Origin of the sequence: Methylovulum psychrotolerans, assembly GCF_002209385.1 — a bacterium.
Classification (GTDB): Bacteria; Pseudomonadota; Gammaproteobacteria; order Methylococcales; family Methylomonadaceae; genus Methylovulum; species Methylovulum psychrotolerans.
The window spans coordinates 105,837-123,174 of the sequence record NZ_CP022129.1; the positions used below are offsets into that span (position 1 = coordinate 105,837).

General features: G+C 50.0%; 16 protein-coding genes. 4 read left to right on the plus strand and 12 right to left on the minus strand.

Translation table 11 applies throughout. The annotated features are described in order from the left end of the window. Positions 1-10: 10 nt before the first annotated feature. Both yjgA and CEK71_RS00545 read right to left on the minus strand, forming a co-directional pair. Positions 11-631, minus strand: a complete 621-nt coding sequence (yjgA, locus tag CEK71_RS00540) for a ribosome biogenesis factor YjgA (RefSeq protein ID WP_088617553.1) — start codon at positions 629-631, stop codon at positions 11-13. A gap of 49 nt (positions 632-680) precedes the next feature. Then, positions 681-1,208 carry a DNA-deoxyinosine glycosylase gene (locus CEK71_RS00545; protein WP_088617554.1) on the minus strand — a complete coding sequence of 176 codons (528 nt, stop codon included), beginning with the start codon at positions 1,206-1,208 and terminating at the stop codon, positions 681-683. A 205-nt stretch (positions 1,209-1,413) separates the two neighbouring features. Between CEK71_RS00545 and rdgC the strand changes: the two genes are divergently transcribed. Beyond that, positions 1,414-2,322: a recombination-associated protein RdgC gene (gene rdgC, locus CEK71_RS00550; RefSeq protein ID WP_088617555.1), complete on the plus strand. Its 909-nt coding sequence runs from the start codon at positions 1,414-1,416 to the stop codon at positions 2,320-2,322. Positions 2,323-2,390: 68 nt separating this feature from the next. Here rdgC and CEK71_RS00555 read toward each other — a convergent pair whose 3' ends face one another. Together CEK71_RS00555 and CEK71_RS00560 are read right to left on the minus strand one after the other, a co-directional pair. Next, a complete protein-coding gene (locus CEK71_RS00555; RefSeq protein ID WP_088617556.1) occupies positions 2,391-2,669 on the minus strand; it encodes an Lpp/OprI family alanine-zipper lipoprotein in 279 nt (92 codons plus the stop codon). Positions 2,670-2,752: 83 nt separating this feature from the next. Further along, complete coding sequence (locus CEK71_RS00560; RefSeq protein WP_088617557.1) at positions 2,753-3,295, minus strand: L,D-transpeptidase family protein; 543 nt, start codon at positions 3,293-3,295, stop codon at positions 2,753-2,755. 68 nt (positions 3,296-3,363) lie between these two features. On the opposite strand from CEK71_RS00560, the gene CEK71_RS00565 reads away from it, so the two are divergent. Further along, entirely contained in the window at positions 3,364-4,998 is a 1,635-nt protein-coding gene (locus CEK71_RS00565) for an alpha-D-glucose phosphate-specific phosphoglucomutase (RefSeq protein ID WP_088617558.1), read from the plus strand. Between the two features lie 68 nt (positions 4,999-5,066). Here CEK71_RS00565 and CEK71_RS00570 read toward each other — a convergent pair whose 3' ends face one another. The 3 genes from CEK71_RS00570 to rluD are packed head-to-tail and all read right to left on the minus strand — an operon-like array spanning position 5,067 to position 7,577. Next, a complete protein-coding gene (locus tag CEK71_RS00570) occupies positions 5,067-5,906 on the minus strand; it encodes a ZIP family metal transporter (protein WP_088617559.1) in 840 nt (279 codons plus the stop codon). A 5-nt stretch (positions 5,907-5,911) separates the two neighbouring features. Beyond that, on the minus strand, positions 5,912-6,646 hold the full coding sequence (gene pgeF, locus CEK71_RS00575; RefSeq protein ID WP_088617560.1) for a peptidoglycan editing factor PgeF: 735 nt from the start codon (positions 6,644-6,646) through the stop codon (positions 5,912-5,914). Further along, complete coding sequence (rluD, locus tag CEK71_RS00580; RefSeq protein ID WP_088617561.1) at positions 6,633-7,577, minus strand: 23S rRNA pseudouridine(1911/1915/1917) synthase RluD; 945 nt, start codon at positions 7,575-7,577, stop codon at positions 6,633-6,635. Before rluD ends, pgeF begins: the two co-directional genes overlap by 14 nt. Positions 7,578-7,695: 118 nt before the next feature. Between rluD and CEK71_RS00585 the strand changes: the two genes are divergently transcribed. Then, entirely contained in the window at positions 7,696-8,532 is an 837-nt protein-coding gene (locus CEK71_RS00585) for an outer membrane protein assembly factor BamD (RefSeq protein WP_088617562.1), read from the plus strand. Between the two features lie 192 nt (positions 8,533-8,724). On the opposite strand, the gene CEK71_RS00590 is transcribed toward CEK71_RS00585, so the two are convergent. Continuing rightward, complete coding sequence (locus CEK71_RS00590) at positions 8,725-9,708, minus strand: PstS family phosphate ABC transporter substrate-binding protein (protein WP_088617563.1); 984 nt, start codon at positions 9,706-9,708, stop codon at positions 8,725-8,727. 386 nt (positions 9,709-10,094) lie between these two features. On the opposite strand from CEK71_RS00590, the gene CEK71_RS00595 reads away from it, so the two are divergent. Then, on the plus strand, positions 10,095-11,687 hold the full coding sequence (locus tag CEK71_RS00595; RefSeq protein WP_198328401.1) for an OprO/OprP family phosphate-selective porin: 1,593 nt from the start codon (positions 10,095-10,097) through the stop codon (positions 11,685-11,687). A 100-nt stretch (positions 11,688-11,787) separates the two neighbouring features. On the opposite strand, the gene phoU is transcribed toward CEK71_RS00595, so the two are convergent. From phoU to CEK71_RS00615, 4 genes are read right to left on the minus strand one after another with little or no spacing between them, the layout of a single operon-like run. Then, positions 11,788-12,501, minus strand: coding sequence for a phosphate signaling complex protein PhoU (phoU, locus tag CEK71_RS00600; protein ID WP_088617565.1), 714 nt, complete (start codon positions 12,499-12,501; stop codon positions 11,788-11,790). A gap of 14 nt (positions 12,502-12,515) precedes the next feature. After that, positions 12,516-13,349 (minus strand): phosphate ABC transporter ATP-binding protein PstB, encoded by an 834-nt coding sequence (gene pstB, locus CEK71_RS00605; protein ID WP_088617566.1) that lies wholly within the window; start codon positions 13,347-13,349, stop codon positions 12,516-12,518. 3 nt (positions 13,350-13,352) lie between these two features. After that, on the minus strand, positions 13,353-15,008 hold the full coding sequence (gene pstA, locus CEK71_RS00610; RefSeq protein ID WP_088617567.1) for a phosphate ABC transporter permease PstA: 1,656 nt from the start codon (positions 15,006-15,008) through the stop codon (positions 13,353-13,355). Next, a complete protein-coding gene (locus tag CEK71_RS00615) occupies positions 15,005-17,278 on the minus strand; it encodes an ABC transporter permease subunit (protein WP_198328403.1) in 2,274 nt (757 codons plus the stop codon). Before CEK71_RS00615 ends, pstA begins: the two co-directional genes overlap by 4 nt. Positions 17,279-17,338 lie beyond the last annotated feature (60 nt).

Here is a 17,338-nt window from a genome sequence, read left to right on the forward strand (position 1 = left end):
CAAGCAGGTTTTACCCGTCTTCTTCATCCTCATCGTCTTCCTCATAAGACGGGTCTGGCCTATCCAAAGCATCGTCGGCATCGCCATCAAACGCGAACAGGCTTTTTAGGTAGCGGTACAGCAGGCGCGAGGTTTTGGGCGGTTTGCCCAACTCGGTTTCTTTTTGGGCGTTGCGGATCAGTTGCCTTACCTGTTGGCGGTCGGCATGGGGATAGTCGTCCAGCAATTCGCTTAAGGCCTCATTACCTTCGGTCAGCAAGCGTTCCCGCCAGCGTTCAACAATATGATGCTCCCTGGTCGCATGGGCACTTTTGTTTTCCAGACGCGCCAATTTATCGGTAAATTCCTGCACATCGATTTTGTAAAGTTGCCCCGCGATATATTTCAGCAGACGTTTGCGTGCCCCTTTCAGCGGCATCCCCGACACTTGCGCTATGGATTTATGGATATTGTCAGGCAACTCTAAGCTCGCCAGTTGCGCAGGCGAAAGCGCGGACATTTTTTCGCCCAATTCAAACAGCGCCGAAATTTCTTTTTTTAACTGCGTTTTGTTAGGACGGATGGCGTAGTAGACAATCTCGCCGTTTTCGTCATATTCGTATTCATAATCGTCTTCGTTTTCTTCGTTCATAGCCAATCAATAACCACCCGTGTGCCGGCAGAACCGACGGTAAAACACCCTACTTTATCACAGTCTCAGCCATTGCCATCGGTTTAATCGCTTGCCAAGCGGCGATTTTTTCCGCTACCGCCAAAGTGGCGTAAGCAGGGCTGGTGGAGGGCAGGCGCTGATAGTGCAAATGGCAAAAATCCTCCCCTAACATCGGCAAAACCCGTTGCCGATAAATTTTTTCAGCCATACCGCCATTAAAAAACACTCGGACAATAGAGGGATGTTGGCGGTAAAAGCCTAAAAAATCGTTAACCTCAATACTGTTAGGGTCGATATTCGCATCCAAACTGCCCTTACGCGCCGCCTTGCGCAATACGTCCCAAACCGCCATTTTCTGGTTTTTTAGCAACGTTTGCCGCTGCGCATAGTCTGGCGGCAATTCGCCGAATAATGCCGCCATAATCGGCCAAAAAGCGTTTCTGGGATGGGCGTAATATTGCTGCGCCTGTAAGGAAGCTGCACCGGGCATGGAACCTAAAACCAATACAGTCGCGTACGGGTCGGCGATGGGGGGGAAAGCGGTGTGTTTAGTCATACGGATAAATTAAAAGCCCGTTAAATCGGAGTGCAACGGTCTTCAGCCATTGCACGATAAGCATTTTTAGGCTGTGGCCCCTATGGCCTTGAGCCATCGTGGCAAAGTCTGAAGACCTTTGCACTCCACTATAAAATTTTCCGGTACGCGCGGTTAAATTTGCGATAATACACGGTCATTATTTTTACAGGAAATTCATCTCGCCATGTGGTTTAAAAATCTTAGCATTTTTCGTCTTACAGAAGCCTTTACCTTATCATCCGAAGAGCTGGAGCAGAAGTTGGAGGCTTTAGCGTTCCGTCCTTGCGGGCCGCATGAAGAGTTTGCGTTTGGCTGGACGGCGCCGCTCGGCAAAAGCGGGCAGCAGTTAGTCCATAGCAGCAATGGCTTTATGATGCTGTGCGGCAAAAAAGAAGAGCGGGTCTTGCCTGCCTCGGTGGTTAACGAACTGCTCCAAGAAAAAATTTCCGATGCCGAAGACAAACAAGGCCGGAAATTGAGCAAAAAAGACCGCACAACGATTAAGGATGAGCTGATTTTTGAGCTGTTGCCCAAAGCCTTCACCTTTTCGCGCAAAACCTATGCTTATATCGACCCGCAAGGCGGCTGGGTGATTGTCGATGCAGCTTCGGCTAAGGCGGCGGAAGACCTGCTTAGCCTATTGCGCAAATGCTTAGGCTCTCTGCCTGCCGTGCCGCTGAATACCGTCAACAAACCGACAGCCGTACTGACGGAATGGCTAAGCAGCCAACAAACGCCTGATGACCTGACGGTTGAAGACGAATGCGAATTGCGTTCGCCCGAAGAGGCGGGCGGCATTATCCGCTGTAAGCGCCATGACCTGGCTTTGCCGGAAATTAAAAACCATTTGGATACCGGCAAGCAAGTGATTAAGCTGGCGGTCAATTGGGCGGATCGGCTGGCGTTTATTGTCGATGAACATCTGGCCATCAAACGCCTGCGCTTTTTGGACTTAGTCCAAGACCAAGCGGCGGATGTGCAAGCCGATAACGAGGCGGAACGCTTTGATGCCGATTTTGCGATTATGTCACTGGAGTTGGGACAGTTTCTGCCACGTTTGGTGGAATTGTTCGGCGGTGAACAAGCCGGTTAAGCACACGGCATAAAAAAAGCCCGATGGCAAAACCATCGGGCTTTTTTATGAAGCCATAAAGCGATGGCTTATTTCATCATCGTTTTTTTGAACATGCTGTCCAATTTGCTGCTAGTTTCTTGTGCGTATTGAGCGGCACGGTTAGCGGCAGATTCAGCGGCAGCAGCTCTTGAAGAAGCGTCGTTAGCAGCAGACATTGCGCTAGAAGCGTCAGAAGAAGCTTGGGCAACAGATGTTTTCAAGCTGTCGATTTGTGATTGCAGACCGTCGATGTCTGAACTGCTTGCGCAACCGACAACCATGCTAACAGCCAATGCGACCATTGATAATTTCACTACTCTTTTCATATCATTTTCCTAAATATAAAGTTATTACAAAAAAATCTTACACCTGAGTGTAATTTTATCACCGATTACTGCATTTTCCAGCTTTATTTTATCTTTACCACTGTTCCTGTATCGACAAGCTGGCTTAAATGGTCAATTTGGCCGTTAGTCAGTGCGATACAGCCGTGTGTCCAATCAAAAAGCGTATGGACTCTTTCATCCGCGCTACCCAAGCCATGAATGCCGATTTGGCCGCCTAATGGCGTATTCTGTGGGGGTATTTCGTTGTTCATGTGCGCGGACACAATTCTATAATAGGTAGGCTCGTCTATGACATGGCGCTGAAAGGCTTTTTGGGCATCGTCAACAGAGGGATAGGTTAAACCAAAAAAGCGCCGAAATGAAGATTTTTCGCCAACCCAACCAATTTTGTAACTGCCGTGGGGGGTGATATTATCGCCACGATAAGCTTTCGTTCCCGCCCCGCCCCGGCCTATGGCAATCTTATCAATGGTTTCAATGGTATGCTCCCCTTTTTTGACTTCGATTTTACGCGCTTTAGTATCGACCAACAACCATACATCATCGTTTGCCGAAACGACCACAGAAAAAAAACTGCAACAGACTAATGAAAATATTCGTAACATATAGCTTCTAAACTCACAAAAACAATAAACGCCCTTCGGCATCCGATTAACAACACAAAGGATTCAGTATGCACATAGAAATGATTACTACCCATCCCTATCAAGACCAAAATCCAGGCACATCAGGGCTCAGAAAGAAAGTGAAAGTCTTTCAGCAACCTGGTTATCTGGAAAATTTTGTACAGTCAATTTTTGACTCGTTAGAAGATTTCACCGGAAAAACCCTCGTCTTGGGCGGTGATGGCCGTTATTTTAACCGGGCCGCGATACAAATCATCATAAAAATTGCTGCCGCTAATGGCTTTGGCGAATTGCTGATCGGCCAAGGCGGCTTATTATCGACACCGGCCGCATCACATATTATCAGAAAATATCAGGCTTTTGGCGGTTTGATTTTATCGGCAAGCCACAATCCAGGCGGCCCCGAAGAAGATTTCGGCATTAAATACAATGTCGGTAACGGAGGCCCAGCACCCGAAAAAGACACGGCGGCGTTTTATCAACGTAGCCAGTCCATCAATGCTTATAAAACAATCGCAATGGCGGATGTCGACTTGGACAACCTGGGCAGCCAGCAAATCGGCGACTTAACAATCACTATTATCGACCCGGTGAGCGATTACGCCGAACTGATGCAAAGTATATTCGATTTCCCCCTGCTAAAGCAAAGTATCAGTTCTGGTTACATCACTTTATTGTTTGATGCCATGCACGCCATCACCGGCCCTTATGCCCGACGCATTCTTGTCGATATGCTAGGCGCACCTGCCGAATCGGTGATTAACGCTGAGCCTCTGGAGGATTTTGGCGGCCACCACCCCGACCCTAACTTGGCCCATGCCCATGAATTGGCGGAAGTGATGTTCAGCGACCATGCCCCCACGTTTGGGGCAGCCTCTGACGGTGACGGCGACCGCAATATGATTACGGGGAGCCAGATTTTCGTCACCCCTAGCGACAGCTTAGCGATCATGGCCGCCAATGCCCAGTTAATTCCGGCCTACTCGGCGGGCTTAAGCGGGGTCGCCCGCTCCATGCCGACCAGCCAAGCGGTCGACCGCGTGGCCGCCAGCTATAATATCCCCTGCTATGAAACTCCGACAGGCTGGAAATTTTTCGGCAATCTGTTAGATGCGGGCAAAATCACCCTATGCGGCGAAGAAAGCTTCGGCACCGGTTCCAACCATGTCCGCGAAAAAGACGGCTTATGGGCGGTGCTGTTTTGGCTAAATCTAATTGCCAGAAGACGGCAATCAGTGGCGGACATTGTCCATGAACATTGGCAGAAATTTGGCCGTGACATTTATTGCCGCCACGATTATGAGGCGGTGGAAACGCCGATAGCCAATGCTATTGTCGAACATCTGCGGGCGCAATTGCCGACCTTACCCGGCCAAGTGTTCGGCGAGTACACGGTGAAATTTGCCGATGAGTTCTGTTATAAAGATTCGGTGGATGGCAGCATCAGCCGTAACCAAGGCATCCGGGTCGGCTTTACCAACGGCTCGCGGATTGTTTTCCGCTTGTCCGGCACGGGTACAGTCGGTGCGACCCTGCGGATTTACATCGAACGCTTCGAACCTGACAGCAGCCGCCAAAACCAAGATGCCCAAGTGGCGCTGGCGGAACTGATCGAATTGGCCGAGCAATTGTGTGAAGTAAAAAAACGCACCGGACGGGTCGGACCTGACGTGATGACTTAAACCGCAACGGTTTTTCGGGAGCGCGGACATCTTGACCGCGCTCCCAGGCAAACCATCGCTAATGGCCTCTAGCCCGCCGCCTCAAAATGATGGACGACGCTGTGTAAATAGCCAATCACCAACACCCCGGCAGCAATCAAAGCAATCTGCTCTAAAGAAGCCTTCATGTCGGTTTTTTTATGCAATGACGGGATTAAATCCGCCACGGCGATATAAATGAAGCTGGAGGCCGCCAGGGCAAGAAAATACGGCAAGCTGTCATGCAGGTCTTCTAGGCTGTAATACGCCAAGACACCGCCGAAAACGGTCGATAAACTCGCCAGGATATTATAAAAAAGGGCTTTGCTTTTAGAATAGCCGCTTTCCAATAAAATGGCAAAATCACCGACTTCTTGGGGGATTTCATGGGCGGCAACCGCCAGGCTGGAGACGATGCCCAACTGCACGTCAGTCAAAAAAGCGGCGGCGATCAAAATACCGTCAACAAAATTATGGATGCTGTCACCCAAAATAATCAGCGCCCCTGCCGATTTTGCGCCATGCCCATGATGGTGGCTATGGTCATGCGCTTCATGTGCGTGGTGTGCCTCTTCGTCACCGTGCGCCTCACAGCTGCCCGAATGGCAATGCCGCCAAATCAATAACTTTTCCAGGACAAAAAAGCCTAAAATACCCGCTAAAATCGTCGCCGACAAGGTTTGGAACTGCTCAGCGCACACTTTAGCAAACGCTTCGGGGATCAGGCCATAAAAGGCGACCGTCAATAACGCGCCAATGGCAAAACTGATGCCGTGCGGCAACACCGCCGCCCTGTGCCTATCCGGCAACAGCAAGAACACCGCCGCCGCCAACACGCTTAACAAACCGCCGACAGCGGTAAAAATAATAATCAATAACAATAAATTCACTACTGTCAAATTCTCCAGATTAAGCTCGCCATGCGCCCGGTCACTGGCTCGCGGCGGAAAGAATAAAAGCGGCTGGCATCGGTAACGGTACACAAACCGCCGCCATAGACGTGGCTAACACCCAAAGCCGCCAATTCTCGCCGTGCTAAGCCGTAAATATCGGCCAACCATTTATCGCCGCCTTGGGCGGTAAATTCAGCCCCGTTAGCAGGGTCTTTCGCCACAAATGCCGCCCGCACCTCGTCGCCGACTTCAAAGCAAGCCGGCCCTATAGCCGGCCCTAACCATACCAGCACATCAGTCGTCTGTAACGCGGCAATTGTCTTGCTGATAATGCCTGCCGCCAAGCCCCGCCACCCGGCATGGATGGCGGCGACTTTTTGCCCGTCCGCCGAACACACCAACACAGGCAAGCAATCGGCGGTCAACACCGCGCATACCACGCCCGCTTGGTCAGTAAAACTGGCATCGGCAGACACCACGCCACTGACTATCGCAGCATCAACCACTTGGTCGCTATGGGTTTGCGCCAACCACACCGGCTCGGCAGGTAAGGCCAGCATCGCCCTAATGTGCTGGCGGTTTTGCGTGACCGTTCCGGCATCGTCACCGACATGCAGGGCGGGGTTAAGGCTGGCATAAGGCGGCAAACTAAATCCGCCAGTGCGCAAGGTCGTAGCGGCGCGTATCTGGGCAGGAGCAGGCCAATCCGGGCTTAGCCAAGACTTATTCTTGCTCATTGTCTGCCAAAGCCCCGACTAACTCAGTCATATCATCCGGCATTGGCTGCGCCCATTCCATATACGCATCCGTAACGGGATGCTGCAAGCCCAATTTTGCCGCATGTAGGGCTTGACGCTTAAAACCGCGTAAAGCCAACTCCAAGCGTTCGTTGCAATCGGGCGGCATTTGGAAACGCCCGCCATACACAGGGTCGCCGATCAAAGGAAACCGGATATGCGCCATGTGCACCCGAATTTGATGGGTACGGCCTGTCTCCAGCTTCACTTGAATTAAGGTATGGCGGGTAAAGCGCTGCACCACCCGATAGTGGGTCACGGCAAACTTGCCCGACTCTTTGACAATATAACGCTTGCGGTCGGAAGGATGCCGGGCTATCGGCTCGTCAACCGTGCCGCCTGCGGTCATACGCCCGCGCGTGACCGCCAGATATTCGCGGTGGATGGTCCGCGCCTGCAATTGCTCGGTCAGGCTGTTATGCGCCTGCAAGGTCTTGGCGATCATCAGCAAACCGCTGGTTTCTTTATCGATGCGGTGGACAATCCCCGCCCGCGGCAAGGTCTCCAAATTCGGCTCATGGTGCAACAAGGCGTTGACCAAGGTGCCGCGCCAATTGCCGACCGCCGGATGGACGACCAGCCCGGCGGGCTTATTGACGATCAGGATGCTGTCGTCTTCATAAACGATGTCTAACGGGATGTTTTCCGGCTCCGAGGTAATCACCACCTCCGGATCGGCATCTAAGGCAATCTCTTCGCCGCCTTCCAATTTATCTTTGGCCTTAAGGGCCACGCCGTTGACTTGGACGCGCCCGGCTTTGATCCAAATCTGCAATTTACTGCGCGAATACTCGGAAAACAATTCCGCCAACGCTTGGTCTAAGCGCATCCCGGCCAATTCATAAGGGACTTCTGCTGTCAATTTTGTCATAACAAATTTTCTGAATAACCTTTTGTTAAGTTATACTCACGGATTACTGAGCTGACTCTACTCTATCGCGTCAATCCAGCGAGAAAAACCCCTAATATTACAACGTGTCGTTAGAACTATGCGATTAATTTTTATAAAAATTTTTATCATCTGCTGTTTAGGGCTATCTTTGCAGGGATGCAGCCTGTTCGGCGATAAAGCCGCAGAAGAGAATCCAGAAAACGAATATAATGGCTGGAACGCGGAAAAATTCCGTACCGAAGCGCAAAAATCAATGGATTCAGGTGCTTATGACAAAGCCATCAAAATCTATGAAGCCTTAGAATCGCGCTATCCGTTTGGTGAATCGTCCGCCCAAACCCAGTTGGATATTGCTTACGCGTATTTCAAAAATAGTGAGCCTGAGGCCGCAATCGCTGCCGCCGACCGCTTCATCAAAATGAATCCGCGCAATCCGCATGTCGATTATGCCTATTATCTAAAAGGCTTGGTCAATTATAACCGCGACATCGGCTTTGTTGACCGCTTTCTGCCCACCGACACTTCGCAACGCGACCCGGGCAGTGCACGGGAGGCCTACCGCAATTTTGAAGAACTGATCCGCCGCTACCCGGGCAGCCGCTATCTGGCCGACGCGCGACTACGGATGATCGCCCTGAAAAATAATATGGCGATGCACGAAGTCCACGTTGCGCGGTATTATATGAAGCGCAAAGCTTATATAGCCGCCGCCAACCGCGCTTCCGGCGTTATTGAGAACTACCAGCGCACCCCTGCCGTCCCTTATGCTTTACTGGTGATGCAGGACGCTTATACCGAACTGGGCCAGAAAGACCAAGCCAATGATGCCAAACGTATTTATGAGCAAAACTACCCAGACGGCCCGCCCGTACCGGAATTTAAAAACATGACCTTCTCACACCGGATCTGGGATTGGATAGGTTTTGACCAATAAGCACCTTTAGGCGATGGCATTATTTTATGCGCATCCTTAAAACGGAGTGCAATGGCTTTTAGCCATTGCACAATAGCCTAACCACCTGCACCAACGCTTAGCCTGCCGTTTGCTTAACGCCGGACGCTATAACACAAAAAAAGGCGGGCAACCTCAAGGTTGCCCGCCTTTTTCCGCAAAAACAGCTATTGGCTATTTTAAAGAGGCGACAATTTTGCTGACAATTTTCGCCGGCAAAGGAATATAACCATCTTTAATGACCACATTCTGGCCTGTTTTGGACAAGACCATTTTAATAAACTCATTCTCTAAAGGCGGCAACGGCTCGTTAGGTTTTTTGTTGACGTACACAAACAAATAACGGGTTAGCGGATAACTGCCGTTAATGGCATTTTCGGGCGTGGCTTCAACAAAAGGCTGGCCGGCTTTTTTCGCCAACGGCACCATTTTGACACCGGAGGTGGTATAGCCCATACCCGAATAACCTATGCCGTTTGCGGATGAAGTGACCGACTGGACGACCGAAGCCGAACCTGGCTGCTCGTTGACGTTGCTTTTGAAATCGCCCTTACACAAAGCATGTTCCTTAAAGTAACCGTAAGTGCCGGATACCGAGTTACGGCCATAGAGCTGGATGGTTTTGCTGGCCCATGCCGCCACGCCGACATCGCCCCAATTTTCGATATCTTTTTCATAACCGCACTTATGGGTGCTGGAAAAAATGGCATCGACTTGCTCAATCGCCAAGCCTTTAATAGGGTTATCTTTATTGACCAAAACCGCCAAAGCGTCTATGGCAACCGGAATCGCGGTCGGTTTATAGCCATATTTATCTTCAAACGCTTCCAACTCGTCTTCTTTCATTTCGCGGCTCATCGGCCCCAAATTGGCGGTACCTTCGGTCAAAGCCGGGGGAGCGGTTGACGAACCCGCCGCTTGGATCTGAATGTTGACATTCGGGTAGGCACGGTTAAATTCCTCCGCCCATAAGGTCATTAAGTTTGCCAAGGTGTCGGAACCGACACTGGACAAATTGCCGGAAATGCCTGTTGCCTTTTGGTAGTCAGGCAAGGCGGCATCCACCGACTGCACCGCCCCCGCTGTGCCAGCGGTTAAAGCAAGATAACTAAGGCCCATCGCACAAATTAGTGACTTGGTTTTAAAAAATAACGTCATCGTCAATTCTCGAAAAAAAATAATTATGTGAATACAGCGCGAAGGATAGAGTTTTTATATGACAGAATTATGACAATAACAAAGACATTTTCAGCATAATATTTTCTATTTGTTTTCAATAGATTAAAGCCTATGGAAAATGAGCCAGACCTCTTTTCTTATAAGTCAATCTTTGCATATAAATCAATATTTTATCATTTTCAAATAAGGCTATCACATATCCTTATTTGCAAATAAAATATAACACTTTGTTTATAAAATAATTTTCATTAAAACAAAACCCCACCCCTTCCTATTGTCATATAACTGTAACATATTCGTCATATATTCGTCATATTAAGGCTCTATGCTTGCGCAAATTTTTGATAACAAACCCACCGCAAACTATGACCTTTTCTAAACTTACCCTCGCTGCCGTTACGGCACTAGGTGTCAGCGCATCATTTCAGGCAATGGCACTTGATCTCTACATGGACAACAAAACCAAACAGCTCTATGCCGAGCCCGGCGCTAACCGCACCAAGCTGGGTTCGTTCACTAAAGTCGAAGAACCCGCCGCCGCTCCGGCAGCAGACCCCAAAGAGTTAGAAGCGTTGCGGCGGGATTTGGAGCAAAAGACGAATGACATTGCCGTATTGAAAGAACACGTTTTTGAACAGAAAAAAGACGCGGCGGAAGTCAAACTAGGCGAAAAAGGCTTGGAATTTGAAAGCAAGGACGGTAATTTTAAAGCCGCCCTGACCGGACGCCTGCAAGTTGACTCGCAAGTGAATGTCGACGGCAACAATCCGGCAGCTAACGCCGCCACCGCCACCACCAACCAACTGGCGGACAGCACCAACATCCGCCGCGCCCGTATCGGTATCGAGGGGACATTTTTTAAAAATTACGACTATAAATTTGAATATGATTTTAGCCGTGGCAATGGCACGGCAGCCGCCGGCATTACCGATGCCTATATCAACTGGAAGTTGTTCGACCCGTTTGCGGTCAAATTTGGCCAGTTTAAAGAGCCGTTCAGCTTAGAAGAGGCCACCAGCAACCGTTATTTGACTTTCATCGAACGTAACATGGCGGTCAATTCTTTTTCGGACAACCCCAACGCCTATAAAGTCGGTTTCGGCGCCAATTACGTCCAAGAACGCTTTGCCTTAATGACAGCGGTACAAACCGAGCCGGTCGGCGGCGGCTGGGCTTACAACACCTCGGTCAACACCAACGGCAACAATAACCGTAACAATGGCAGCGGCGATACCGGCTGGGACATCACCGGACGCTTAGTGGGCCGCCCTTGGCTGCACAGCGAGAGAAAGTTTTTGCATATCGGCGCATCCGGCTCTTACCGCTCGGTCAACAACAACTATCTGGGTAACGGCACATTCAACAATGGCGGCATGACTTTTACCGCCACGCCCGACGGCAACGTCGACCGTACTGCCCTGCTGACCACAGGCAATTTGACCAGCGGCACACCCGGTGCGGCGGGCTTTAGGCAAGTCAGCGGCATCACCCGCTTTGCCGCCGAATCGGCGTTTGTCTACAAATCGTTTTCTGCACAAGCCGAATACTTACAAACCAACATCAACGGCACAGGCTACGGCAGCGGCGAAACCCTAGACGGCTACTATGGCTATGTCAGCTATTTCATGACGGGCGAGTCACGCGCTTACAAGGCGAAAACCGGCGCATGGGACCGTATTAAACCCGCCCATAACTTCGACATGAAAAACGGCTGGGGCGCATGGGAAGTGGCCTTCGGTTACGATAACCTGAACCTGACCGACAACCTCATCAAAGGCGGTTCGGCGCAAACGGCAAAAGCCGCGTTAAACTGGTATCCTAATTCCCACATGCGCATGATGGCTAACTATATCCATGTGCTGGACATGAACACCACCGGCAACACTAACGCCAGAGCCTTGGCGTTTAACGGCACAAACTTGGATATGGTCGAATTACGCGCCCAAGTGGATTGGTAAAAAGTAAACTCCCACCATTCAAAGCACCTAAAACGCACAAGGCCGCCCACCGTAAGGTGGGCGGCCTTGTGCGTTTTAGGGCCGAGACCTTAAAAAGGCCTTAGCCTTTCATTTTCTCTTCCAATTGTTCTTGGCTTAAATGCCTGACCGCTTCACCTTTAATCATAAAAATCAAATGCTCGCAAATATAACAGGCATGGTCGCCGATACGTTCCATAGCGCGGACAGTCCACAGCACATTTAACGTCCGGGTGATATTGCGCGGGTCTTCCATCATGTGGGTAATCAACTGCCTGACGATACTGTCGTATTCACGGTCGACATTTTCATCCTTACCCGTAATGGCGGTGATATCGTCGATCGACATGCGGGCAAACGCATCCAACGCCCCGTGCAGCATTTCCTTGACCAAATCGGACATGTGCTGAAGCTCATAATACTGATAATTTCTGGTGTCGGTATCCGATAATTGGATAGCCATCTTGGCGATACGTTCCGCCAAATCGCCGACAATCTCCAACTCATTGATAATTTTAATGACGGTCAGCAATAAGCGCAAATCAAAAGCGGTGGGCTGGCGTAAGGCCAAAATCTGTGTGCACTCCAAATCCACGTCCATTTCCATCGCATCAACTTGGTTATCCTGTTTGATGACCAGTTCCGCCATTTCCATATCATTGGTCGTAAAAGCCTGGATAGCCAGCTCGATTTGCTGCTCGACCAAGCCGCCCATGGTCAGGACTTTATTACGGATATCCTCAAGCTCCCGATTGAACTGACCCGATATGTGCTGCCCTATTTTACTATTATCCATCTAAATGCTCCTAGTTAACCGTAGCGGCCTGTAATATAGTCTTCGGTTTGTTTCTTTTTCGGATTAGTGAACAACTCGCTGGTCGTGCCCATTTCAATCAACTCGCCCATATACATAAAGGCGGTATAATCAGAAACCCGCGCCGCTTGCTGCATATTATGGGTGACGATAACAATAGTGTATTTTTCTTTCAGCTCATTAATCAGCTCTTCAATCTTCAAGGTTGAGATGGGATCCAACGCCGAAGCCGGCTCGTCCAACAACAGCACTTCCGGCTCAATCGCAATGGCACGCGCAATCACCAGGCGCTGTTGCTGACCGCCAGACATACCCAAGGCGTTGTCATTAAGGCGGTCTTTCATCTCATCCCAAAGCGCCGCGCCGCGCAAGGCGTTTTCGACGGTCTCTTCCAGTATCCTTTTATCGTTAATGCCTTGGATGCGCAGGCCATAAGCGACATTTTCAAAAATAGACTTAGGGAAAGGGTTAGGCTTTTGGAACACCATACCGACCCGACGGCGCAGCGCCGCAACATTAACGCTTTTGTCGTAAATATTTTCATTATCCAGCAAAATTTTGCCTTCAATGGTGACATTGTCGACCAAATCATTCATGCGGTTAATGCAGCGCAACAAGGTAGATTTGCCGCAGCCGCTAGGGCCAATATAAGCGGTGACTTTTTTCTTGGGCATTTCCATATTAATGCCATACAACGCTTGTTTTTGCCCATAAAACAGCTTCAAGTCTTCGACTTTGATACTGACCTCATTGGTGCCCTGATGTTTTGTCCGGTTGTTTAAAACAGAATTGATGTCAATTGCGTGTGTGCGTATTTCTTGTGCTGTCATTTTTTAACCTTCTAAGGCCCGATATTTTTCGCGCAGATGATTTCTTATCAGGATAGCTGATAAATTCAGCCCCAAGATCACCACGACCAGTAATAATGATGTTGCATAAACCAAAGGCCTTGCCGCTTCTACGTTGGGGCTTTGAAAGCCGACATCATAAATATGAAAGCCCAAGTGCATAAACTTTCTGTCCAAATGCAGGAAAGGGAAATTGCCGTCCAATGGCAACGTTGGAGCCATTTTTACCACCCCCACCAGCATCAGCGGCGCCACCTCACCCGCCGCCCGCGCCACCGCTAAGATCAAGCCCGTCATCATGGCCGGGCTGGCCATCGGCAACACCGTCAACCACAAGGTTTCCAGTTTGGTCGCACCCAATGCCAAGCTGCCTTCGCGGATGGCTTTAGGGATGCGTGACAAACCTTCTTCAGTGGAGACGATGACCACCGGCAGGGTCAATAAGGCCAAGGTAATCGAAGCCCATAACAGGCCGGGCGTACCGAATACTGGTGCAGGGGCGGCTTCGGGGAAAAACAATTGGTCGATATTGCCGCCCAAAATGTAAACAAAAAAGCCTAAGCCAAATACCCCGTAGACAATTGACGGCACCCCCGCCAAGTTATTGACGGCAATCCTGATGACACGGGTGATAAAGCCTTGCTTGGCATATTCGCGCAAATATACGGCGGCGATCACACCAAACGGGGTCACTATAACCGACATCATCATCACCATCAGCACCGTACCGAAAATGGCCGGAAAAATGCCGCCTTCGGTATTGGCTTCGCGCGGATCGTCGGTCAAAAATTCCACCAGCTTACTGCCATAATGGCCAATTTTGCCGAACACCCCCATCTGGTTAGGCTGATACAGCCTGACCACTTTTGCCAAGGAGATTTCCAATTCTTTGCCGTTATCGGCCTTGACCATAACGCTATGTTGCCGGACTTTTTGGTATAGGCCTTGTAACTGTGCCTGATAAGCATGGTACTGGGCATCATCGGCGGCTTTTTCGGCCGCCCAGTCGGTTTGGGCTTGGGCATCCCATTGGTTGCGCAACTGCAAACCTTTTTGCTTGAGCCGCAAACGCTCTAAGTCATAGTTGACCGCGCCGATTTCTTTTTTCTCCAGATGGGCGATGTCCTTAAACACCACCAACGTCTCGGCAAGCTTTTGCAACGCCACCGAGATAGCCGCCTCACCTGAAGCGATGACCTTGCCGCTCTCTTTAACCGCCGTCAAATGCCCATAGAAGTTACCCCATTCGCGCCGCTCCACCACGACAATGGCTTCAGGCACTGCTTGGCTTTTAATATGGCGTTCCTGTATCCAACGGAAATCGCTGCCGGTCACATCACGGTTGCCGGTTTTGATCAGATACTGTATCAACACGTCTTCATTATCCGCCATTTTTATGCCATTGGCTTTCGCCATCGCCGCTGGCGTAACGCTGCTGTCGACATGTTCGCCAATAATCGGCTGTACCGTACCGTCATCATCCTGATAACTGAATTGCAGGACTTCGGCAGGCCAAAAGTGGCTAGCCCCCCGCACTGCGACCAGCCCCAGCACGGAGATAATCATAATAAGACAGATACTGACGGCGGCGGCGTTTAGCCATACCCAAGGCGAACCTGTTTTAAACCATTCTTTTATCATAATGAACTGTATTTTTCGCGTAACCGTTGACGGATGACCTCCGCCAACGTATTAAAAATAAAGGTGAAGGCAAACAGCACCAGAGCAGTCAAAAACAACACCCGATAATGCGTACTATCCACTTCCGATTCCGGCATTTCCACCGCAATATTTGCCGCTAATGTCCGCATCCCCTGAAACACGCTAAGATCCATCACAGGCGTATTGCCGGTGGACATTAACACAATCATGGTTTCTCCGACCGCACGCCCGAAACCGATCATGACCGCCGAAAAAATGCCCGGGCTGGCGGTCAGTAACACGACTTTCGATAAGGTTTGCCAAGGGGTCGCCCCTAATGCCAAAGAGCCGACCGTCAAATGTTTAGGCACACTGAATATGGCATCTTCGGCAATCGAAAAGATGGTGGGGATGACCGCAAAACCCATCGCCACACCGACCACCAAGGCATTGCGCTGGTCGTAACCAATACCCAGCTCATTTTTAAACCAATCCCGCAAACTGCCATGAAATAGAGCGATCTCTAGCGGCGTGCTGACCGAAAAGGCAAAAAAACCTGCCAACAAAATGACCGGCACCAACAACATGGCATCGGAACCTTCAGGGATTTTTTCCAAAAAAGGTTTGGGCATAAATTGCCAACAGTAGGCAAACACCATAATAGCCATCGGCACGATCAGAAATAAGGCAAAGAACCCCGACAAATGCTCCTCAATAAAAGGCGCCAGCCACAGCCCTGCCAAAAACCCTAAAATAACCGTCGGTAACGCCCCCATCAGCTCAATGACGGGCTTGACGTACTGGCGCATGGTCGGATTCATAAAATAAGCAGTATAAATCGCCCCCATTAAAGCCAAAGGCATGGCGACTAACATGGCATAAAAAGCCGCTTTCAAGGTACCGAAAACCAGAGGCACTAAGCTGTATTTAGGCTCAAAGTCATTGTTAGAGGCTGACGACTGCCAAATATAATCCGGTTTAGGGTAGCTCTCATACCAAACTTTTTGCCATAACGCCTTTAACGACACTTCCGGGTGCTCGTTCTCAATCGTCCAAAAACGGATTTTGCCGTCCGCCGCTTCCATCAAAGCCGCATTGGCGCGGGGCGACAAGGCCACCGCCGATAATCCGTCCGCGACATGCTCGCTAATCAATTGCTTTTCGGCGGTTGAATGGTAAATGCCCAGTTCACCCGCCGCATCCAAAGTTAAAAAGCCTTTCCGGCGCTGTTCTGATTTTAGCGCAATAACGGCCTTATCAGAAACCTTAAAGGCACGGATTTTCTGCATCATTGAACGGTTAGACTCATCCCTGACCATGCTCCACTGTGCCACCAAACCGCTGGAATCACCCACCAATAACGACAAGTCGCCATTCAGGAAGGTCAGGCTAGTAATGCTTTGCTTAGCGTCGACAATGTTTTGTGCTTGCTTAAGGACAGGCGAACTTTTATCGCCAATATCATAAAAATCTAAACGGCCTTGGCTACTGAGCAAATACAAATGGCTACCGTCCTTGTCAATCAGCATGTCCTGCACACCCGACGTGGGTAAGTTCAGCATGGCATCGGTACGCGTCAGCGTCGCTTCGTCGGCAAATAAGGCCTGTTCCTTTTGAAAGCTGCTCAAATAAATGTGCTGGGCGGTTTTTGCCACCACCGTCGTCGAGCCATCGCTGATTTGGGCAGTAATTTTGTCCAAGGCCAAACCGCTTTCGGCCAAGACCAACGGCTTGTCGCCCATCGGATACTCTATCGATGGGGTAATGACTTTGGCATTATTAGCATAAGTGACTTTATACTGGTGCTTGACAATAACCGCTTGGCCATTAGATAGGCCATAAATGACCGCGCCCTCGTTTACGGGAGTGGCTTGGGCAAAACTGGTGATATGGCTAGCCGCCGGGATGGTGACGGCCGCCTTGAGTAAGGTTTTACCGCTGGCGACATCAAAAAATACGATATTGCCGGTGTCGGTAAATCGGGCGGCGACTTGGTTTTGCTCTTCCATATCCAACAACAAGGTCTTACCCAATGCTGGTTCAGGTACAGGGTATTGGCTGGCCGATTCTGCCGTGGCGGGCAAAAACAGCGGAAATACCACATACAGCAGATAAAAGAAAATCATCACCACCGCCGCAATTACGCCCATGCCGCCGGCCACCACCCCATAACGCGCGATGGTATCTTTTGCTAAACGCCATTTTTGATAAAAAGAATTTGATGATTTGTGCATAACGGAGAGGTGGGTATGGGTATTTATTTCGGACATTTAATGTCGATTATAGAAATACAATGTTACAGTGGTATAACAGCGCTTTATAAAAAAACG